At 61.1% G+C, this 21851-nt stretch carries 17 protein-coding genes; 8 read left to right on the forward strand and 9 right to left on the reverse strand.

Going from position 1 to position 21851, the window contains the following annotated elements:
- The first annotated feature begins 21 nt into the window (after positions 1-21).
- Positions 22-654: a TetR/AcrR family transcriptional regulator gene (locus AMK05_RS31770; RefSeq protein WP_064844363.1), complete on the forward strand. Its 633-nt coding sequence runs from the start codon at positions 22-24 to the stop codon at positions 652-654.
- A 176-nt stretch (positions 655-830) separates the two neighbouring features.
- Complete coding sequence (locus AMK05_RS31775; protein ID WP_064844366.1) at positions 831-1868, forward strand: LacI family DNA-binding transcriptional regulator; 1038 nt, start codon at positions 831-833, stop codon at positions 1866-1868.
- A 45-nt stretch (positions 1869-1913) separates the two neighbouring features.
- Here AMK05_RS31775 and AMK05_RS31780 read toward each other — a convergent pair whose 3' ends face one another.
- Entirely contained in the window at positions 1914-2942 is a 1029-nt protein-coding gene (locus AMK05_RS31780) for an AraC family transcriptional regulator (RefSeq protein WP_064844368.1), read from the reverse strand.
- Positions 2943-3115: 173 nt separating this feature from the next.
- On the opposite strand from AMK05_RS31780, the gene AMK05_RS31785 reads away from it, so the two are divergent.
- Entirely contained in the window at positions 3116-4267 is a 1152-nt protein-coding gene (locus AMK05_RS31785) for an ROK family transcriptional regulator (RefSeq protein ID WP_064844370.1), read from the forward strand.
- 145 nt (positions 4268-4412) lie between these two features.
- On the opposite strand, the gene AMK05_RS31790 is transcribed toward AMK05_RS31785, so the two are convergent.
- From AMK05_RS31790 to AMK05_RS31820, 7 genes are all read right to left on the reverse strand, one after another.
- Entirely contained in the window at positions 4413-6335 is a 1923-nt protein-coding gene (locus tag AMK05_RS31790) for a methyl-accepting chemotaxis protein (protein WP_064844372.1), read from the reverse strand.
- 569 nt (positions 6336-6904) lie between these two features.
- The gene (locus AMK05_RS31795) at positions 6905-7951 is read right to left on the reverse strand and encodes a carbohydrate ABC transporter permease (RefSeq protein ID WP_171899898.1); all 1047 of its coding nucleotides are present in this window, start codon (positions 7949-7951) and stop codon (positions 6905-6907) included.
- Between the two features lie 13 nt (positions 7952-7964).
- The gene (locus AMK05_RS31800; RefSeq protein WP_064844376.1) at positions 7965-8960 is read right to left on the reverse strand and encodes a carbohydrate ABC transporter permease; all 996 of its coding nucleotides are present in this window, start codon (positions 8958-8960) and stop codon (positions 7965-7967) included.
- Between the two features lie 2 nt (positions 8961-8962).
- Complete coding sequence (locus AMK05_RS31805; protein WP_064844378.1) at positions 8963-10069, reverse strand: ABC transporter ATP-binding protein; 1107 nt, start codon at positions 10067-10069, stop codon at positions 8963-8965.
- Positions 10057-11421: a polygalacturonase PglB gene (gene pglB, locus AMK05_RS31810; protein WP_064844380.1), complete on the reverse strand. Its 1365-nt coding sequence runs from the start codon at positions 11419-11421 to the stop codon at positions 10057-10059. The genes AMK05_RS31805 and pglB overlap by 13 nt, the downstream gene beginning before the upstream one ends.
- Positions 11418-12512 carry a beta-galactosidase BglB gene (gene bglB / locus AMK05_RS31815; RefSeq protein ID WP_064844383.1) on the reverse strand — a complete coding sequence of 365 codons (1095 nt, stop codon included), beginning with the start codon at positions 12510-12512 and terminating at the stop codon, positions 11418-11420. Before bglB ends, pglB begins: the two co-directional genes overlap by 4 nt.
- A gap of 16 nt (positions 12513-12528) precedes the next feature.
- On the reverse strand, positions 12529-15051 hold the full coding sequence (locus AMK05_RS31820; RefSeq protein ID WP_064844385.1) for a hypothetical protein: 2523 nt from the start codon (positions 15049-15051) through the stop codon (positions 12529-12531).
- A gap of 191 nt (positions 15052-15242) precedes the next feature.
- Between AMK05_RS31820 and AMK05_RS31825 the strand changes: the two genes are divergently transcribed.
- Complete coding sequence (locus tag AMK05_RS31825) at positions 15243-16529, forward strand: ABC transporter substrate-binding protein (protein ID WP_064844386.1); 1287 nt, start codon at positions 15243-15245, stop codon at positions 16527-16529.
- Positions 16530-16693: 164 nt separating this feature from the next.
- Here AMK05_RS31825 and AMK05_RS31830 read toward each other — a convergent pair whose 3' ends face one another.
- Complete coding sequence (locus AMK05_RS31830) at positions 16694-17575, reverse strand: LysR family transcriptional regulator (protein ID WP_064844389.1); 882 nt, start codon at positions 17573-17575, stop codon at positions 16694-16696.
- Positions 17576-17675: 100 nt separating this feature from the next.
- Between AMK05_RS31830 and AMK05_RS31835 the strand changes: the two genes are divergently transcribed.
- The 4 genes from AMK05_RS31835 to AMK05_RS31850 all read left to right on the forward strand — a co-directional run bounded on the left by AMK05_RS31835 (position 17676) and on the right by AMK05_RS31850 (position 21821).
- Positions 17676-18626 (forward strand): NAD(P)-dependent oxidoreductase, encoded by a 951-nt coding sequence (locus tag AMK05_RS31835; protein WP_064844391.1) that lies wholly within the window; start codon positions 17676-17678, stop codon positions 18624-18626.
- A gap of 134 nt (positions 18627-18760) precedes the next feature.
- Positions 18761-19759 (forward strand): glycine betaine ABC transporter substrate-binding protein, encoded by a 999-nt coding sequence (locus AMK05_RS31840; protein WP_064844392.1) that lies wholly within the window; start codon positions 18761-18763, stop codon positions 19757-19759.
- A gap of 78 nt (positions 19760-19837) precedes the next feature.
- On the forward strand, positions 19838-21526 hold the full coding sequence (locus AMK05_RS31845; protein ID WP_064844394.1) for a choline dehydrogenase: 1689 nt from the start codon (positions 19838-19840) through the stop codon (positions 21524-21526).
- Complete coding sequence (locus tag AMK05_RS31850) at positions 21504-21821, forward strand: cupin domain-containing protein (RefSeq protein ID WP_171899893.1); 318 nt, start codon at positions 21504-21506, stop codon at positions 21819-21821. The genes AMK05_RS31845 and AMK05_RS31850 overlap by 23 nt, the downstream gene beginning before the upstream one ends.
- Positions 21822-21851 lie beyond the last annotated feature (30 nt).

The following is a 21851-nucleotide window of genomic DNA, read 5'->3' on the forward strand; positions in this document are numbered from 1 at the left end:
ACAACAGCAGGGAGGCGGGAAATGGCAGCTCAGAAGAAGCTCACACGCGCGGAACAGAAGGCGCTACGGCCCATCCAGATTCTGGATGCGGCCTTCGAGGAATTCGTCAAATGCGGTTTTGCCGGCACGCGTGTCGAAGACATCGCCGACAGGGTCGGCGTCACCAAGGGCACGGTCTATGTCTACTTCGAAACCAAGGAAAAACTATTCGAAGCCATGATCAACCACTTCTCCGTGCCGTTTCAGGAGCTGGTGGTGATCGCCGATCGGCTCAGCGGCAGCGCTGCCGAGAGACTGACGTCCATTCTCGGCCTCTTCTACGAGCAAATTCCCGAGGACCGCGCGACGCGCGAATTGACGCGGCTGGTCATTTCGGAGGGGCAGCGTTTCCCCGACCTGATCGACCGCCACCACGATCAGTTCATTGCGCCGATCATCGCCAAGATCGACGCCCTCATCCTGGAGGGCGTGGCGGCGGGCGAATTTCGTCCAGTTCCGGTGGAATTTTCTGAGATCGTGGTCGCGCCCATCCTGACGACGACGGTGCTGCGGCTGATATTCGACGACCGCCGCGTGCCCACTCCCAACAAGGAGGCCTTCCTGCGAACCTATTTCGACCTGCTGTTCAACGGTCTGCTCGCCAAGCCTCAGTGATCGCCAAGGGCTCCGAGCACAGCGATCATTGCTCGTTTGCCGCAGCGCTGTGGCTGGTTTTCGCCGAAAGCGAAAAAATAGGCCAAGGCGCACGTAGCTTTTCTGAAGTCTTTATGTGAAAACATCGCGTTAGCTTCTGTCTTCAAAGGTACAACCGCAATTCGCGACGGAATAAGGTGGAACGCAAAGTCAATCTCAAGGATGTCGCGCGCGACGCGGACGTTTCGCTGAGCACGGCCTCGCACGCGCTGAACGGAACCGCGCCGCTGACGGTCGAAGTGCGCGAAAGGGTTCTGGATTCGGCCAAACGCCTGGGGTATCTCGACCGCCGCCGGAAGAAGGCGACGATCGCGGCACTGCGCGTCCTGCTTCTTGCCATTCCCGGCGATGCCGCGCCGGAGAGCGACCTCAACCTGGTGAGCTGGACGATCCTCAACGGCCTCAGGAAAGAGTGCGAGCGTCGCGGCATCCGGATCGTGCCTTTCGTTAGCACCGGCCGGCGCATCGACGGCGCTCAGGTCAGGCAGATCGCGCTCTCCGAGCGCGCCGACGGCATCGTGGTGCTGAACGACGATCAGCCGGAACTCATCCGCAGCCTCTCCTCCCCTGACATGCCTGTTGTCATCGTCAACGGCGAGGATCCGGCCATGCTGGTCGATACGGTGACACCGGAAAACCGCTTCGGCGCCAGGCTCGGCATCGAGCACCTGCTGGCGCTCGGGCATCGCCGCATCCTGCACCTGACCTGGAAGGGCCGCACGACGATCCAGCGCCGATATGACGGTTTTTCCGATGCCTATTTCGCCGCGCAGCTTCCGGTGCCCGAAGACATGATCGTCGAGGCCGAAGGATATGAGCCTCGTCACGGCGAGGCTGCCATCAACGCGCTGCTTGACCGCGATCCCACGATGAAAGGCGCCACCGCCGTCTTCTGCGCCGCCGACAATCTGGCGCTCGGCTGCCTGAAGGCATTGGCCGATCGCGACATAGGCGTGCCTGAAGCGATCTCCGTGCTGGGCTTCGACGATATCGTCCCCGGCGAATTCAGCCGTCCGCCGCTTTCAACGGTCAGCGTCCCCACCGACAAGCTCGGTGCCGCCGCCTTGGCGCTCATCGAACAGAGGCTGATCGCCAACGATCCGCAGCGGCCGGCCCATCGCCTGGAACTCGGTTGCCACCTCGTCCTGCGCGGCAGCATCGCACCGCCGCGCTGAAAACTTGTCGGAAAGTCTGAAAATCTTGAAGGCTCGATGCCTGCACTAACGCAGGCGCTCCGCCCGCAGGCGTGTATCCCGCGGACTTTCGCCGAAGGTGCTGCGGTAGATGATGGAGAACCTGCCCGCATGTGCGAACCCCCATATCATGCAGATTTCGCGGACGGATCGCTGGTTGGTTGGATCCCGCAATTGCTCACGGGCGGCTTGCAGCCGGATCGTGCGCAGATAACCCGCCGGCGAAGTTCCCCTGAAGGCTTTGAAGCCCGTCTGCAACGCGCGAAGTGAAACGCCGACATCGTCGGCAACCATCGTCATGGTGAGAGGCTCTGCGATATTGGCATGCATATAGTCGATGGCACGCCGGACATGCCAGGGCGCGACCAACGACACTTTCTTTTTTTCCAGATGGCCGGACAGACGGTGGTGGCCAAATCGGATGACAAGATGAGCGAGCGTTTCGCTCATCGTTGCCATGGCGAGAGGAGAAGACAGAAGCGGACCGCCGTTGCGCATGCCCTGCACGACCGTCTGCACCAGATTGCCGATAAGCTGGCCCGACTGTGTCGCGAGATCCAGGATGGGCTCAAGGTCGAGCGATTCGGAAAGCGGCGTCTCCACCAGCGAAACGAGCATCCGCCTGACGACCTGCCAATCCAGGAAGAGAACGTCCGAGCTGTGCGGACCTTGGATGAAGCGATCACCGACCTCATGGTTGTTGGCCATGAGAAGATGATCCGCCCCGCTTTCAACCATCCTTTTTCCGATCGACAATCGAAAAGATCCCGTCTGCGGCAGGTAAAACGCAAGATGTTGTGGCGTTTCGTCGAGCGTTCGGAGTTTCCAGGAACTCTGGTACACCGAATGAATCACCGTGAATGGCTCGGTCCTCCTCAGGTCCGCCGCCCAGGCGAAAGTCCGGTCGTCACTCAGCGGTTGCGCGCCGAAAACCCCGTATCCTGACGAAAACGCTTGAACCATCGATTCGAAGTTGGTGCCTTCGTGAGTCGGCACGAACCCATAACCCTCAGGTTCAAGAACGCGGGCTGTATTCTCGGGTCTCAATGAAATCATGCAACTCGATTCTTTTCCCTAGCCACACGAGACGCCATCTCGGACTGGCCTGACCAATCTTGATGCGGTAAGCAGGATCACCAACACCATGGATGAATTTCCTTGCCTCTGATGGAAATAAAGCGTCCCCTCCATAGCTTCACACTCATAGTGTAAATCAAAACGATCCGAAAATGAAGTACGTTCCTCTAAACCATGTCGCGGCACATTTTCTGCGAGACGTACAACCGGCGCGGGTTGCCTCCCGCAACGAACGGGATCTCTTGCGGTTGATCTGGAAGTCTCCCGGGATCGAGCGCTCCGACCTGACCGAGCCGCTCGATCTCACCCAGCAATCCTTGCACAGGATCGTCGCCCGGCTTCACGAGCGCGGTATGATCGTCTTTTCGCATTCGGAGGGCCGGCGGCCGGGTCCGCCCAGTCCGGAGCTGACCCTTCGAAAGGATTGGTGTCTGACGCTTGGCATCTCCGTGAATGTCGGCTCGATCGGCCTTTGCCTCATGGGTTTCGGCGAACCTCTGGAAAACATGGAAATCCCGCAAGCCGGCGCCTCGCTGTCGGTGGAACTGGGACGCATCGAAGCGGCGGTCGAAGACATTCTTGCCCGCCGCGGCGCCACACGGCGCGATGTCCTCGGCGTCGGTCTCGCGGTCGCCGGCCACCGCATGCTGGAGACGGCCTTCAACTGTCCTCTGCCGCTTGCTCATTGGTCATTGATAGATTTGGCGCCTTTGCTTGGGAACCGGCTTGGCCTGCCGGTCTGGGCAGACAATGTCGCCAGGACCGCCGCTTTGGCGGAAGCAATTTTCGGCGTTGGCCGCGATGTCGCGGATTTTGCCTATATCGCCCATCTTCATGGTTATGGCGGCGGCCTGGTTTCCGGGGGCATGCCGTTTCGCGGCAGTTTCGGCAACGCCGGCGAATTCTCCGTTCTCTTTGCGCGTCAGGATTACGACGACCGTCCCGCACTCGGCCAATTGCTCGAATTTCTTCGCAGCAAGGGGTGCTCGGACCTGACCCTCAAGGATCTGAAGGACGAAACGCTGGTAGATTGGGACGGCGTTCGCGAATGGGTCGACCGCGTCATGCCGGCCCACAATCGCGCGATCAATGCGATCTGCGCGATATTCGATCCGGCCCTCATCGTCCTTGGCGGCGAGCTTCCGCCTTCGCTGGCGAGAATGCTTATCGAACGGACCGAATTCAACAATCTGCCTCGGCATGGCGTATTGCGCGACGTTCCCAGCCTTGCCGTGGCACAGATCATCGACGCCCCCGGCGCAATCGGCGCAGCCCTGATCCCACTCTTCGAAACCGTTTTGTGATTTCTTTCCCCGCGGCCGCGCCCTTGATGACGCGGATTCCCGGGCATTGCCTAAAAACGAATTCGGAGCGGCCCAGGCAAGCCTGAGCCGCTCCTGTCTGACGCAGCAGGGTCGAGACGCCCCTGCCCGTGTCATGGTGCCGATATCAGAACTCGGCCCATTCTTCCTGTTTCAGAGCCACATTGCCGCGCGAGACAGGGCGGTTGGCACTGAGGCCGCGCGCCGGCGATGCCATGGCCGATGCGGTCTTGCGCAGGGCTGCGGCCTGGGAGATGCTGCTGTCGCCGAGCTGGAACCGGCCGATCAGATCGCGAAGGCGACCGGCCTCGGTGGCAAGGGTTGCACTCGCCGCGTTGCTTTCCTCGACCATCGCCGCATTCTGCTGCGTCACCTGATCCATCTGATTGACGGCGGTATTGACCTCCGAAAGCCCGAGGGACTGTTCCTTCGCCGATGTGGCGATCGCATCCATGTGCTGGTTGACCGTGACGATATAGTCTTCGATCGTCTTCAGCGCCTGGCCGGTTTCGCTGACGAGCTTGACGCCGCTCTCCACTTCGACCGAGGAGTTGCGGATCAGGTCCTTGATTTCCTTTGCCGCCTGCGCCGATCTCTGGGCAAGTTCGCGTACCTCCTGCGCGACGACCGCAAAACCCTTGCCGGCATCGCCGGCACGCGCCGCTTCCACGCCGGCGTTCAGCGCCAGCAGGTTGGTCTGGAAGGCGATCTCGTCGATCACGCCGATGATGTTGGAAACCTGGTTCGAGGACTGCTCGATCTTCTGCATGGCATGGACCGCGTCCGCAACCACCTTACCTGATTGAACGGCGCTGGTATTGGCCTGCACCGCCACCGTGCGGGCTTCGTCGGCGCGCTTCGAGGAGTTCGAAACATTCGCGGTGATCTGGTCGAGGGCGGCGGCGGTCTCCTCCAACGAGGCGGCCTGCTGCTCGGTGCGCTTGGCAAGATCCTGGGCGCTGATGCTGATCTCCCGTGTGCCGCTGTCGATCTGGCCAGTCGACTGGGCGACCGCCCTGAGCGTCTGCTGAAGCTGGTTGACGGCGGCGTTGAAGTCGGCCCTCAGGCTTTCGAAATCCGGCGCGAAGGGCTGGACCAACTGATAGCCGAGGTCTCCGCCGGCCAGATGCTTCAGACCATCGGCAAGACCGGAGGTCGCTTGCGCCATCTGCTCGGCGCGCAGCCTGTCGGCCTCCGCCTTCTGGCGGCGCTCGTCTTCGGTCATATTGCGGTTGGCGGCCGCCTCTTCTTCCAGCCGCCTGTTGGCCAGGCCGTTGGCCCGGAAGACTTGGACGGCGGCCGACATTTCGCCGATTTCGTCGCCGCGGTCGGCACCCGGAATATCGAGGGCGAGGTTGCCGCCGGCGATGGCGCCCATCGTTTCGGTCAAGCCGCGGATCGGTCGCACGATCTGCCCGATGCTGATTGCGGTCCCGAGGCCCAATGATATGAGCGCGCCGATCACCAGCACGATGTAGCTGGTGGCGATCGTTTCATTGGTCACGGCGCTCGCAGCATCATTTTTCCGCTGCAACTCTGCCTTTGCCCAATCGTAGAGTTCGGTCGCGTCGCCATCGAACTTCAGTCTTGCAGTCTTGAAATCCTCGCCTGCCAGCTGCAGAGCCGTGACGTTGTCACTTGCCATGGACGCTTTCACGATGGCCGGCGTCGTCGCCCTCAGAGCTTGCAGATCCGATTTAAGGTCGTCGAATCGCGCCTTTTCACTGGGGTAATGGCTTGTTGCGTCAGCGATGAATCCAGCGGTTTCATCGAATACCTGCGCCAGTTCACTTTCCGATTTCTTCATGCTGTCCACATCCGGCTCGGCAATGAGGCGAAAGAGAACGCGCCCGATCGAGTCCGAATTGCCGGTAATTTCAGCAAGCCTGTTGGTCCCGCTTGCATCGATGTCGAGAAGCGCGCTGTAGGTGTCGTCAATCGACCGCAGCTGTGTCGAGACATAGAGGCTGATGCCGACCCCGATGATGACGATCAAAGTCGTCAATCCCAGCAGCTTTGAACCTATTTTGAGAGACTTCAGGGAGATCATGATACTGTTCCAGTCGTGTGCGTCAGATATTTGAATGAATTCCAGAAGCGCACCCGCTCCGCATTCCGGCCTTGCATAACTGGCAACGGGAAGCATGCATTCATTTCACAGACAATATATCTTCGCGTTTATAGAATATTAGAACGATATTTATTAGAATTTTCGATGCAAAACACCCGCCGCCCCAGCAGCTCCACGCACCGATGCTTATCATTCCAGGAAAATGACAGAGATATTTCGGCCGATCATGGCCGTATTTATTGTTGTGCCTGTCTGACACCAGAAATTGCACGCGGAAATTAAGATGGTGTAAACGATACTCGAGGGTTGCCGCCTGCGCTCGATAATATGCGCATTTCGGATAGGTCCGTATAATTCGTACAGCCTGAACGAGAAATTTCGCCCAGAAAATGGGCATCATCCCTGGAAGCCATGCGCAAAGATAAAGGCAGGAAGCCCGCCGCATCCATTAAGTCGGATGCGGCGGGCTTTGGCCGGCGCGGGAGAGTGGAATGCGGCCTTCAATGCTTGGGAGGATATTGCTCCACGTCTCCATGCGCCAGGTCGTTTCACTTCATCCCTGTTCCCGCGATACCAGTGGTGATGTATTTCTGCAGGAACAGGAAGACGACGGTGACGGGCAGCAGGCTGAGGAAGGTCATCGCCAGGATATAGTGCCACTGCACGGAGAACTCTCCCTGAAAGGCATTCAAGCCGACCTGCAGCGTAAAGTTCTCGCGGCTGTTGAGGACGATGAGCGGCCAGAGGAAGTCGTTCCAGCGCCAGAGCACGGAGAAGATCGCCAGCACGGCGAGAGCGGGTGCCGTCAGCGGCAGGATGATGCGCCAGAAGATGCAGAATTCGCTCGCCGCATCGACGCGCGCCGCCTCGATCAGCTCATCGGGGATGGTCAGCATATATTGCCGCAGCAGAAAGACTGCCGTCGGAGAGGCGACCGTCGGCAGGATGACGCCCCAGAGGTTGTCGGCGAGCCCGACCCCGACGATGACGAGATAGGCCGGCACCATGACGACGGCGAGCGGGATCATCAGGGTCGAAATGATGATCACGAAGACCGTCGTGTCGCCTTTGAATTTATATTTCGACAGCGCGAAGGCCGCCATGGCGTTGACGATCAGCGTCAGCAGCGTCGCAACCACAGTGACGAACACCGAATTCTTTAGAAAGGTCAGGAAGTTGAAGCGCGTCAGCGGATCAGTGTAGTTCTCGGTGGCGACGGTCAGATGCTGCACCGGCGTCATTCCCTTGACGTCGACGCTGACCGGCGGTCCCGGATTTGCGGGATCGACCATCTGCGCCTTGAGGCCGATGCGCCGCACCATGGCCATTTCGCGCTGCTGGCCGTCGACAGTGACCTGCCAGAGGCTGAGCGGCTTGTCGAAGCCTGGCACGGTCTGCTCCACGGCGGCGCGCGGAAGCAGCGTCGGCGGAAAGCGGGTGATCTCGGCCGCCGGCTTCAGCGAGGAGAGGCCGGCCCAGACGACGGGAACGAGCACAGCGAGCGTTCCGCCGATCAGCCAGACCCATGACAGAATATCGGTGATGTCGATGCGTCCGGCCCGGCGCGTGCGCGAGAGAAAGCGGATCGGGTTCATAGAGCTGTTCATCTCAGGACTCCATTCGCTTGCCGAGGCGCAGCTGTATGAGGGTGAGAACCAGAAGCACCAGGCCCATGAGAACCGATGCGGCCGAAGCCAGTCCGAACAGGCGGAGGTCGCTGCTGAAGGCCATCTGGTAGATATATTGGACGATGAAGCTGTTGGCCGTGCCGGGGCCGCCGCCATTGGTCAGAACCCAGGCCTCATCGAAGATCTGCACCGACTTGATCATCAGAAGGATGAAGACGACGAGCAGGTTCGGCGCCAACAGAGGCAGCGTGATCCTGAAGAGCGTGCGGCGCGGCGAAGCGGCGTCGATGGAAGCGGCCTCGTAAAGTTCCTTCGGGATGGCCTGGAGGCCGGCAAGCAGGATGAGCGTGTAGAAGCCCATGTGAAACCAGACCGACACCACGACGACGAAGAAGCGCGACCAGCCGACATCCAGCAGGAAGATCTCCGGCGGCACGCCGATCATCTGGAAGAAGGCGTTCAGCAGCCCGTTGCGATCGAGGAACCATTTCCAGATCAGGCCGATGACGACGGGCGACAGCAAGACGGGATAGAAGAACATCGCCCGGAAAAAGCCGCGCGCAAAGATCGCCCGATTGAGGATCAGCGCGGTGATCAAAGCCACCAGCAATGTCGCGACGACATTGAATCCCACAAACCAGAGCGTGTTCCACACCGCCGTCCAGAACAGCGATTCCTGGCAGGTTCCCGGCTGCAGATAATTGCCGCAGGAAAGCAGCGTGCGGAAATTGTCCAAGCCGACATAGGGCCGCTCCGACACGAAAAGATTGGTGCCGCCGGTGAAGGCGTAGCCCACCGCGATCGCAATCGGAAGGAATGTGAAGATGGCGAAGAGAACGAGGTTCGGCGCCAGGAACAGCCACGGCATGCGCTTGCGGCCGAAAATGCGTTCGATCGCATTCATCGGAGCCTCGACCACCCTCATCGCCGTGTCGCCTGCCTGAGCCAGTAATGCCCCTGCCTTGAGCGCCGCCATGGTCAGCCCCTCCCCTGTCCGGGCCGCCTGAAAAAGGCGAGGCCGCTTTCGGGATCGAACAGATGGACACGTTCCGGAGCGGCATCGATCATGATCCGGTCGCCCTGAACAGGCGCGAAATGGCCGGCCTCGTGAATGATGATCTGCTCCTCCTGCCCCGCAAGATTGCCGTAGACATAGGTCTCGGTGCCAAGGCCCTCATGATACTGGACGATGAACGGCAGGCCCTGTTCGCTGGAGCGGGAAAAATGCGCAGGCCTTATGCCGGCAAGCACGTCCTGCCCGACCGTGATGCCCTGGGGACCGACATCGCTGACGATCGTGCCGCCGCCGACGACATCGATGGCCACACCGCTCTCGCCGATGCTCGAGACCTTGCCCTTGATGATGTTCATGCGCGGCGAGCCGAGGAAACCGGCGACGAAGAGATTGCGCGGATGGTCGAAGAGTTCGAGCGGTGCGCCGACCTGCTCGACCCGCCCGGCACGCAGCACGACGATCTTGTCGGCCATGGTCATCGCCTCGACCTGGTCGTGCGTGACATAGATCATCGTCGTCTTGATCTCGCGATGCAGCTTGGTGATCTCGGCTCTGGTCTGGACGCGCAGCGCCGCATCGAGATTGGACAGCGGCTCGTCAAAAAGGAAAATATCAGGTTCGCGCACGATGGCCCGGCCGATCGCCACGCGCTGGCGCTGACCGCCCGAAAGCTGCTTCGGACGCCGGTCGAGATAAGGTTCGATCGCCAGCATCCTGGCGGCCTCGGCAATCCGCGCCTCGATCTCGGCGCGTTTAAACTTGAGATTTTCAAGGCCGAAGGCGAGGTTCTTGCGCACGCTCATATGCGGATAGAGCGCGTAGGACTGGAAGACCATGGCGATCTTGCGCTCGGCCGGCGAAAGCGCGCTGACGTCGCGGCCGCCGATCGCGATCGCCCCCGAGGTGACCTCTTCGAGGCCGGCGATGACACGCAAAAGGGTCGACTTGCCGCATCCCGACGGACCGACGAAGACGACGAATTCCCCGTCCTTGATATCGAGTTCGACGTCGTGGAGGACTTTGACCGACCCATACGACTTGTTGACGTTGGAAAGTTTCAGTTCTGCCATGCCCCACTCCCATCAGGTGCCGCCGTTTCGAAGACGACGTCGATTGCGTTCCAGCCTTGCGGCAGCGGTGTCGGTCTTGTGATCCGCACCTCGTTCATCAATATGCCGGTGACATCAGCCACATAGACGGCGGGCATTCCGCCTGGATAATCCTGCAGGCCGATCACCCGCCCGTCCGCCCCACGCGTCCAGGCATTGGCGCGGCCGCCGCCGTCTGCCTTCGGAGCAAGATCGGCGTTGGTCGGGCGCAGGTCATAGGTCTGTCCAGTGCCGAGCAGGCCCGGCCGCTGTTCTATGCCGACGCGCCGCAGCCAGACATTGCGGATGCCTGCAGGTCCGGCCGCGATGACTGTGATCGCCCCTTCCATCTGCCCGATCACGTCCTCGACGATGAGGTTCTCGATGGCGCCTGCAGGACGCTCGGTGACACGGTCGACGACATTGACTGTCAGTGCTTCGCCCGAGCCCCAGAAGCCATCGGGCGTTTCGCAGCACTCTATAGCGATCCGCGAAAACCTGACGTTCGATATCCGGCCGCCGTCGCGGGAGAAGATGCCGAGCCCCCGGTTGGAGGATGAAACGCTGCAATCCTCGAACACGACATTGGTGACGTCGCCATGCGTTTCCGTGCCGATCTTCAGCGCGCAGCTGAGGCTCTGAACCGAGCATCGGCGGACAAGAATGTTCTCGCATCGGCCGATGGCGACACCATCAGGGCCGATGCTGGTCTTCAGGCAGATGCCATCGTCGGCTGTCGATATCGTGCAATCCTCGATGACGGCGCCGCGGCAGGCATCGAGCACGATGCCATCCGTGTTGGGAAGGCGACGGTCGTTGTCGATCGTCACGTTCCGGACCCTGACATCGGTGCAGTCGACGAAATGCAGCGTCCACATCGGCGAGCGGCTGATATGCAGCGCGCTAACCTCGACCTCGTCGCAGCCCTCGAAGACCACGACACGGGGGCGGAATTCGGCCGGGATGAAGGTCCCCACCGTCTCGTCGTCTCCAATGATGAAGCTCTCGCAACCGGCTTCGATGCGCCCTTCCCCTGTCAGGCTGATCCGCCGCGCGCCCTTGGCGACGATCATGCCGCGGTCCGACCTCTCGGCGATCACCGAAACAGCCGTATGCGCGTAAGCCGCATAGTCGGGAATAGGACGCAGGATCGCGCCGGCGGCCAGATGCAGATCGACGCCGGAGCGAAGCCGGAGCCCCTGGCAGAGGTGAATGCCCGCCTGGAGTTCCAGGCGTCCGCCGCCGGAGGCCGAAAGACTGTCGATCGCCGCCTGCAGGTGCTCTGTGTTGTCGCCGTCGAGCGCCTCAATCGCGACGAGGGAGGTTGAAGTCATTGGCGCTGGCCGCCTTCGAGAAAGACTTCCGTCAGCAGCAGCATGGTCAGCGCCTGGCCGTAAGGCGTCGGGATGTTCGGGATGCGCCGGTAGAAATCGAGGTCGTGCCCCATCGGCGTGCCGTCCGAGACGCCGTGGACGACGCCTTCCTCGTCGATCTGCGCCAGCACCGCCGCAAGCGCGCGCTCGGCATGGGCTCTGTCGCTCTCGTCCAGAATGCCGGCATCGATGGCGCGCAATATGCCATAGGCGATGCCTGCCGTGGCCGAGGTTTCCAGCGGCGAGGACGGATCGTCCAGCAACGTCGTGAACATCCCGTCGGGCCGCTGATAGGCCTTCAGCGAACGCACCTGGCTAACGAGAACGTTGGAAAGGAAGCGCTTGTCCTTCTCGCCGAGCGTCGGAACGAGATCGAAGAGCTCGGGAATGGCCACGGTGATCCAGGCATTGCCCCGCGCCCAGAAGGCATTGGCGAAATTATGCCGGCCGTTGAAGGTCCAGCCGTGATACCAGAGGCCGCTGACCGGATCGGAGAGATAGCGTGTGTGGATGACAAACTGATAGACGGCCTCGTCGATCCAGTCGCTGCGCTCGCAGAGCACGCCGGCCCGGGCGAGGAACAGGCAGGCCATGAACAGCGTATCGTCCCACAATTCGCCCTCATTCAGGCGCTCCTTGACGACGTGCTGAAAGCCGCCTTCCTCGGTCTTCGGCAATTCCTTGACGAGCCATTCGGCCCAGTCCTCGACGAGGGCGCGGAAGTCGGGACGGTCGACATGCTGGACGAGGATTGCCAGCGGCAGCATCGGCGCCGTGCTGTTGATCTGGCGCGGCGGCAGGCCGCGTTCGATCTGGCCGGCATACCAGGCGACAAGCTCCTGCAACGCCTTCTGATCGTTGGTGGAAATCGCGCGGCGCAAAAACCCGTAAAGGCCGACGCCGACTTCCCAGTCCCATTCGTCGAACTGGATCCCGGAGGTGGTGCTTCCGGTTACCAGACCTTCCTTGATGCCCCTGAGCCGGCTGAAAGCCGTCGCCACGCGATCGATCGTCGTCAGGAGCGCGGCGTTATCGACAGATGTTGTGTTCATGCTGGAGACCTATGTTTCAGGAGTAGAATGGTCCGTCAGTGCCGGCACCAGAAGCGGCACTGTCGTGGGTGAGGATCGGGTGCGGCTGATCATGGATGAACGGCCGGGGCTTGCCGGCGATCGAAAGACCGTCGGCATAGGAAAGCGAGAGCGCTGGGCCGCCCGGCGGCGTCAATGAGAGATGCCGAAGCGCAGGATCGAAGCTAACCGTCGTCTGGCACAGGCGCTCAAGGAACGCCTTGAAGGCGTCGCCATTGCCGCATCCAACGATGGCAGCCCAGCCGCAGAGAGACCCATAGGAGCGCGCCTCGCGGCCGGCGGTCGGCCCCTCGGTGATCAGCTCCAGGCCGTTCGACGCCCAGAGAGCGGAAAATCCCCGGCCCGAACGGGCGATCAGCCATTTGTCTTCGACGATGAGATCGTCGAGGCCGTCGCGGCCGATATAGGCGTGCGTCCATGCATGCCGTGCATCGCCCGTGTCTTCGATCAGCAGGGCGACGTCGCGATGCTGGGCGACGCGCGGCAGGATGCCGTTGCCGGCCCAATAGGACGGCCTTTGATTTCCCCAGGGATCGTCCTCGCCGGGATGATTGACCCACAACCTCGCCATCGGATGGCCGGCCAGCCTGACATCGAGGACATGCTGCTGGTGGCCCTTCCGGCCGGTCTTGTGATCGACGACCGTCGAAAGCTGCGCCGCCTCGTTCTTGAACAGCACGAGCTTTCCGCTCTCCAGCCCCTGGCTGTAGCGCGCCTCGACGTTTCTGCCCCTGGGAAGGGCCGCAAGCTCGATCAGATCGGCGGGCGGTTCGTAGCCGCCAGCGCAGAACATCGTCAGCGCCGCCACGCCGTTGTTGAGCCAGCCGGTGCCGAAGGCGACCTGCGCGAAGGGCGCAAGCTCGGTCAGCGGGCCGGCGCGCAGTTCCTTGTCATAGGAGCGCCCCTGCGAACCGGCCGGAACGCCGGCCAGCGTATGAAGGGCGATCATCCGGAAGATAAGATCGATCTGACCGCGGGCGCGATCGGCGATCCCGCGCTCGGCCCAGCGCTCCAGCGCCAGCAGGCCGATGAAGTCGATCGGGTAATAGGCCGCTGAATTCCACTCCGCCAGCCCATGGGCTTCGACGCTGTCGAACCAGCGCCCGAGACGCTCGACGGCGAGTTCCGCCTGCTGCCGTCCGGTCCGTCCCGAAGCCGAGAACACCGCGTCGGGAAGCAGAAGGCCGGCCAGCAGCTGGCTGGTATGGAAGCAGAGCACGTGGTTCTCGCTCCAGAACCACATTGCGTCATTGCCCGGCTCATCGACCCAGTAGCGGTAGGAGAGAACGGAACGGCGGATGCGTTCGACCGTCGCCTCGGGCATCCGGTCGTCATAGGCGCCGAGCAGCCACAAAAGCGGCACCATGATGAAATCGGAGCAATCCTCCCGCGCATCGATCGAGGCGAGCGTCGCATCGATGATGCGGTCGAAGCTTTCATGGTCTTGATGGCCGGTTTCCATCATCGCGATGAGACGCCCGGCGCGGTTGGCCCCGAAGCGGGCGCTGTATTCCAGCGCATGGCGCTTGCGCGCGGAAAGCGAGGTCTCTTCAGGCAAGGGCGAAAGGCTGCTCATGAACGCAGCATCGATGACGCGGGTGACCGAACCCGGCCCGGACCCGATCGTCATGTGGATGCCGTGATAACCGTCGGCAATGCCGCAGACATCGTCGGCCGTCAGGCTGTTTTCATGGGCATGCAGGATCAGTTTCGAATGGGCGAGAACCGGCCGCTCGTGGCCATGGCCGACGACCTTGAGTTCCATCGGCAGGTCGCGCTCCGGCGCTGTGTCGAAGATGATCTCCAACGGCTGGTTGACGAAAACATCGCGGGCCGGTCGCACGCCACGCGAAAGAGCTTCCAACTCGCGTACCTCGTCCTGATCAAGCGATACCGGCAGCAGCACGCAGAGCGGTTCGCTGTCCAGCATTTCAAGCTCGAAGAACCAGGTCGTGTCGCGCTCGGCGAGGTCTTCGCTATGGACGAGAATCTCGTTGTCGCCGGCGTCGAGCAACAGCGCTATCTCGGTTGCGCTTTCCAGATTGCGCTTGAAGGGCTCGAAGCGCACCGCCTCCTGGCCGTTGACCCAGATGCGAACGCCGCCGCAGGTCTTGAGCGCGAGATTGAGCGTGCGTGGGGCTTCCGTCCTGAAGGTGCCCTTCAGCCATCGCCTGACATGTGTGGGCACATGCCAGAAGCTGGTAAACTCGACACGGCGGTTCGAGCCGGGAAGATAGAGGCTTTCGGTCGGCCAGGACGTGTCGGGCATGAGCGCCCGCCCGACCATGGTGGACCAGAAGGCCTTGCGGCACGGCAGGTCGCCGACATCGACGAAACCGTTGATGAAACGGTAGTTGACGCGATCTTCGGCGAGCGCCGGCTCGCCTGGAAAATAGCGGGCAATGAGGGCTGAAACGGCCCATGCCGTTATCGTCTGGCCCTCGGCCACGCTGTAGGCCGGCGCCATATCGTCCGGCTGCTTGATGCTTTCCGTTTTCACAGATCGCCTCCTCCGCAATCCTATGAAAATATTTTCATTAGGTCATTTGGGTGCGTGATTTTTGAAAATTGCTCAAAAACATCGCTATTCGCGTAGAAAATAGCTTGACGGCGCGAATGTCAAGTATATGAAATTTACATATCGATGGCCGAGGCCGCGATTGATGAAAATGTTTTCATGGGAGGATGAAAATGAAAACCTATCTTTCAGGGGCTTTCGCACTGGCGCTTGCCACCGTTTCTTTTGCATGGTCCAGCGTGGCCATGGCCGAAACCCAGACGATCACCTTTCTCTTCACCGACGACGACCAGGCTTACGTCGAGCGAATGGAAGCGCTGAGCAAGGAATTCGAGACCGCGCATCCCGACATCAAGGTCAACTTCGTCTCCTCCGGTTATGATGCCGTCGCCAAGCAACTGCCGGTGCAGCTTGCCGTCGGCGAAGGCCCCGATGTCGCCAAGATCACCGACTGGCAGCTGGCGCCCTACTACCTCGACATGCGCCCGCTGATGAAAGACCCGGACGGTTTCGCCAAGCTGCACGGCGACAGCCTGAACACGCTTCGTTTTCCCGGCGTCAACGATCCGAACTCGATCAACGGCTATGTCGCGTCGCAGACCTTCAACCTGCCCTTCGTCAACAAGACGCTGTTCGAACAGGCGAAAGAACCGCTTCCGAAGCCGACCGCCACGCTGAAGGACATCGTCGAAGCTTCCGCTCGCGTCGCCAAGGCGACCGGCGCCCAGATCCCCTTCACGATGGACCGTTCAGGCCACCGCTTCTCGGGTGCTGCCTTCTCCTACGGCTCGAACTACGTCAAGGACGGCAAGTTCGCCTTCCCCGACGATGCCGCAAAACACTACATCACCGATCTCTACAACTGGACTAAGGACGGCTCTTTCCCGAAGGAAATGTGGGGTGCTGCCGGCGGAACCCAGTACAAGAATATGGGTGACGAGTTCGTCAACGGCAATGTCGTGACCTATATCGCCGGCAACTGGATGGTCAATCCGTTCCAGAAAAAGATCGGCGACGCCTTCGACTGGACGGCGATCAGCGCGCCCTGCGGCGATGCCGGTTGCTACGCAATGCCGGGTGGCACCGCGATCGTCGGCTTCAAGCGCACCAAGTACCCGCAGGCCGTCGCCTCCTTCATCGAGTTCCTCGGCTCTGAAAAGGTCCAGCGCGAAGTCGCCGAAAACTACGTCATCCTGACCGGCGCCGACATCAAGGACCCGCAGTACAAGCTTGAGAGCAAGAACGCCAAGGACGCCATGGCCGTCTTCCTCGCAAGCCGCGACAGCGCACCGAAGGCCGCCCGCGACCTGGAACGCCTCAAGGGATCGTCCGCCATCTACCAGCTCATCGTCCAGCGCATGAGCCAGCTGATCGTCGGCGAACTTTCGCTCGACGAGACCTTCAAGGCGATGAGCGCCGACGTCGACAAGGTAAACGTGGCGCTCGCCGCCAACAAGTAATCGGCCGCGCCTGCGCCCTCCGCAGAATGCGCGCTGCATCAGCCACGGCCTCGCAACGGGCCGTGGCTGATCGTTTTTTTGCTTGCACACGCCGGCGTTTCGAATTGTCTACGACCGTTCCAACACACCGCCGTCAGGCGGGAAGGAAACCGCGAGCTGGAAACTCAGACCCAATGGGCCGCCGAATGATCCGCAGATACGCCGAGCAACTTCATGATCGAAACTTTTACCTGCTGCGCTGCTTTCGATAGGCCATCCTCCCGTTCGACCAACTGAATACAGCTCTCCGGAAGTTCCGGGAGGCCGACCTCTTTCTGAAGGAGAGAGAAACCATAGGGCACGATCCCTTCAGCCATGACCGTTATCGCTGTCCCGGAACTGACCGCGCTTTTGATGGCCTCGCCGCTTCCTGTGGTCAGTACCTCACGATAGGCGTGACCTTCCCGTTTCAACGCCGCCTCCGCGGCCGCACGAAATGCGCAGCCTTCGGAATAGAAGGCCATTGGCCATGGCTTTTTCCTGTCGACGACGTAATCCCCTGAAGAGACCCAGACCAGTTTCGGACGGCTCAGCAGAGTCGAGCGGTCTCTCTGATTTGGCAATGTGACGATCGCAAGGTCGAGCTTCCGCGACTCCAGCAATTTCTGCAACCTGACGCTCATCGCGCATGTCACGTTCAATTCGATCCCGGGGAACGAACTGTCGATCACGCGCATGAGACGGGATAGAAACGGCTCGCCGTAATCCTCGGCGATACCGAGGCTGACGCTTCCCGAGACTTTTCCGCTTCTCATCTTGTCGAAGAGAGCATCATGATGGTCGAGGATGATCTGCGCGTGCGGCAGGAGTTCTTTACCTGCAACACTCAGTTCGACGAGATGATAGCTCCGGTTGAAGAGCCGTCGCCCGAGAATGTCCTCCAAACTCTTGATGCGCAGCGACACCGTGGCCTGCGAGCAGCCAAGCCGCTCGGCGGCGCGGGAGAAGTTCCTCTCGGTCGCGACCGATACGAACGATCGCAGCAGTCTCATATCGATGTCGATCATTATTAAGATACTCAATCATACCTATAGGAACTTCTCATTTTACCAATAACGGTGCTGCGGTCTAGTCTCTCCACCGACAACATGCATCCGGGAGGGTTGAATGAAAGTCGGCTTTATCGGGCTGGGAACCATGGGCGGCAATGCCGCGAAGAACATCATCCGCGCGGGGTTCGAAACTTCTGTCTTCGATCTGCGGCTGGAAGCGGCGGCGGATCATCTGTCCATGGGCGCCACCTGGGCCGACAGCCCGGGCGAGATGATCAGCCGTGTCGACTGCGTCGTCTCCATGGTCTTCGGCCCCGCGCATCTGGACGCAGTTCTCAACGGACCGGAAGGGCTGCTCGGCGGCGACTGCCGGGGCAAGCTCTGGATCGACATGACGACGTCGTCGCCGCGCTTCATGCGCGATCTCATCAAACCGTTTGTGGCAGCCGGCGGCCGTCCGGTCGACGCCCCGGTCACTGGCTCGGTCGATGCGGCGATCCGAGGCGACATGCCGATGTTCGTCGGCGGCGAGGACGATGATGTCGAGGCGGCACGCCCGGTCATCGAGGCGATGGGCGAATTGAGAAAGGTCGGCGGGTACGGAAACGGTTATGTTGCCAAGCTGGTGAACAACCAGTTGTGGAAAGTCCATGCCGCGGCGATCGGCGAAGCCATGGTCTGCGCCAAACAGGCGGGCCTCGAGCCGGATGTCTGGTGGGACGTGATGAAGGGCGGCGCGGCGGACAGCTTCGTCATGCAGCACGACGTTCCCTCGATCTTCGCCGGTCACTACGACCCCTCGTTCCCGCTGAAACTGTGCCTGAAAGATCTCGGGCTGATCAAGGAACTGCTCGAAGAGACCGGCACGCGTTCCGACCTGCTCGATGCCTGCCACGCGCGCTTCCGGGAAGCGAGCGACCGCTATGGGCCTGACGCCGGTGAAATGACCGTCTGCAAGGTCGTCGAGGACGATGCCGCGGTCGAGCTGCGCGTCCAGGGCGACTGGGTGGCGCCTTGGCTGGTGGTTCATCAGACGGTTGAGCGACGGCCGGCCGCATCCAACTGACCCTCCCAGGGCAGGAGACGGCCACCAGCCACCAACACCATAGGCAAGGCGTGAACCTTCCGGGCGAAGTCCTGGATGGCTGTCTCCCCGCGCGGGAGAAAAACAACAAGAAACAAACCAACGGAGCAAGGAACATGAAGAAAACGATTACTGGCGCTGCGATTGCATTGCCCCTCCTCTTTTTCGGCCATGGAGCGATGGCGGGCTGCGGCGAAGTCACCATCGCGAGCATGAACTGGCAGAGCGCCGAGGTGCTTTCCAACATCGACAAGATCATTCTCAACGAAGGCTACGGCTGCAGCGCGGACATCGTGGTCGTCGACGCAGCGTCAGGGATTACCTCCCAGGTGGAAAAGGGCAAGCCCGACATCATTCCGGAAGCGTGGGTCGACCTCTTTCCCGAACTGGTGAAAGCCCCCTTGGCCGAGGGCCGCGTCGTTGCCCTGGTGCCCTCATTGTCGGACGGCGGCCAAGCCGGTTGGTTCATTCCCCGCTACATGCTCGAGAAGCATCCCGGCCTCAACAAGATCGAGGAAATCCTCGCCCATCCGGAATATTTCCCGTCGCCGGAGGATTCCTCGAAAGGCGCGATCTTCAACGGCCCGACCGGATGGGGCGGCACAATCGCGACCAACCGGTTGGCGAAGGCCTTCGACGTTGCCGGGAAAGGCTTCAGCGTTATCGACACCGGCTCCGCCGCCGCCCTCGACAGCTCCATGGCCAAGGCCTACGAGCGGAAGGAGCCCTGGCTCGGCTTTTATTGGGAGCCGACCTCCCTCCTTGGCATGTACGACATGGTGCCGGTGGACTTCGGGGTGAAGCATGACGCCGCCGAATGGAAACGGTGCACATCGGTCGATACTTGTACCGATCCCAAGCCCAACAGCTTCCCGCGTGACAATGTCCTGACCCTCGCGTCGAAATCCTTCATCGAACGCACAGATCCAGCCGCAGTCGATTACCTGAAGGCGCGCAGCTGGAACAACAAGACCGTCAACACGCTGATGGCGTGGATGACGGAAAACCAGGCAACCGGAGAGGAAGGTGCACGCCATTTCCTCGCTGAACATCCTGAGATCTGGACCAAATGGGTCTCTCCTAAGGCAGCGGAATTGCTCAAGTCGTCGCTCTGACGCGGAACTTCGGGAGGGCCGGCGCTGTGCACCGGCCCTCCATTCACCACCTTTTTGCCCTTTGGAGGAGAGTTATCTTTGAGGACGTTTCGCGCTGAAGGATACGACTACATCATCGTTGGCGCGGGCACGGCAGGATGCGTCCTTGCAAGCCGGCTGAGCGAGGACGAAGGCGCCTCCGTCTTGCTGCTGGAGGCCGGTCCTTCCGACCGGAGCTGGATCCTGCGGATGCCCGCCGGCCTTCGCTCCGCTTTCAAGCCGACCAGCACCTATAATTACTGGTTCAAGACGACACCCCAGCGCCACCTCAATGACCGCGAGATCGATCAACCCCGCGGCCGCGTGCTCGGTGGTTCGTCGTCGATCAACGGCATGACCTTCCTCCGTGGCAACCCACGCGATTTCGACGACTGGCGCGATAATGACGGCTGCAAGGGCTGGTCCTTCGCCGACTGTCTGCCATACTTCAAGCGTCTCGAACGCCGCGAAGGAACTGAAGATCCGTTCAGATCCTCCGGCGGTATGGTGCCGGTCAAGCGACAGGAAAATCTGGGCGCGCTGAACCAGGCATTTCTCGATGCCGGAAAGCAGGCCGGGCTCGAAGAGGTTTCGGATTTCAACGGCTTCCGTCAGGAGGGTGTCGGCCGGTTCGAGATGAGCGTCGGCCGTGGCGTCCGCTCCAGCTCGTCGATTTCGTATCTGCATTCACAACCGGTCCGGAAGAACTTGCACATACACATCGGCTGCCAGGTGCTGAAGGTTCTGTTCAAGGGCAATCGGGCGATCGGCGTCCGCGTCCGGCGCGGCTCGGAGACGGTCGATGTCTTCGCCGTGCAGGAGGTCATCATGAGTTCGGGGGCTTTCGGCAGTCCCCAGATCCTGATGCTCTCAGGAGTCGGGCCGGCGGACGACCTGACAAGGCTGGGGATCAAGCCCCTGCTCGATATTCCGATGCTCGGGCAAAATCTCCAGGATCATTTCGAGACCCACATCCAGGTCGAATGCGACCTCAGCTACAGTCTCAACCACTACCTCCGGCTCGATAAGATGGTCGCCGCCGGCATCCAGTGGTTCGCCTTCAAGGGCGGTGTTGCGGCGGTCAACCAATGCCATGTGGGCGCTTTCCTGCGGAGCGACAGCGCCGTCACCCACCCGAATCTTCAGATCCATTTCTTCCCTGTCTTCTTCGGACCGAACTGGATCCCGGATCCGCACCGGGGAGGCTATCGTCTGGGCGTCGGCCCGATGAGACCGGAAAGCCGAGGCTCGGTGCGCCTGCGCTCCTCCGACCCGAACCAACCCCTGCTCATTGATCCGAACTATCTCGCAACGGAGCGGGACCTCAAGGAAACCTTGCGGGGTCTCAAGCTCGGCAGGGAGATCCTGGCCCAGCCGGCATTCGCGCCCTATCGGAAGCGGGAAGACGCTCCCGGCGAACAATGCCGGAGCGATGCCGAGCTGGAGGCATTCATTCGACAGGATGTCACCAGTTCGTTCCATCCCTGCGGCACCGCCCGGATGGGTCGGGCGGAAGACCCTCGCTCGGTCGTCGATCTCAATCTTCGCCTCATCGGAGCAGAAGGCCTGCGTATCGTCGACGCCTCCATCATTCCCTCGATCCCGAGCGCCAACATCAATGCCACGACCTTCATGATCGCTGAAAAGGCATCCGACCTCATCCGGGGCCGGATGCCGCTGTCTGCAAATGAGGTCGCCTACTACAAAGCCCCGACAGAAGGATATCATGACCATGCAGTCAGATCGTAGTTTCCAAACGGACCGGATCCAGCGAGATCGCGTGACGCCCGACGCCCAAAGGAAGATCGCTTCCTGGACAAAATGGGAGGCGAACGCCACAGAGCCGTTCGAAATTCATTACGACCGCGCAGTGTCGTTCTGCGTCATGGAGGGCCGGGCGAAAATTGCGTTTACCGACGGCACGAGCCTCGATGTCCAGAAGGACGACTTCGTAACGATCAAGCCCGACATCAAAGGGGTCTGGACCGTGATCGAGCCGATAACCAACCTCTATGTGTACCATGACACCGGCGCGCCGGCATAATTCACGCGTCCTCGCGTTGAGACCACTCCC

The sequence above is a fragment of the Rhizobium sp. N324 genome, assembly GCF_001664485.1.
In the GTDB taxonomy this organism is placed as follows: Bacteria; Pseudomonadota; Alphaproteobacteria; order Rhizobiales; family Rhizobiaceae; genus Rhizobium.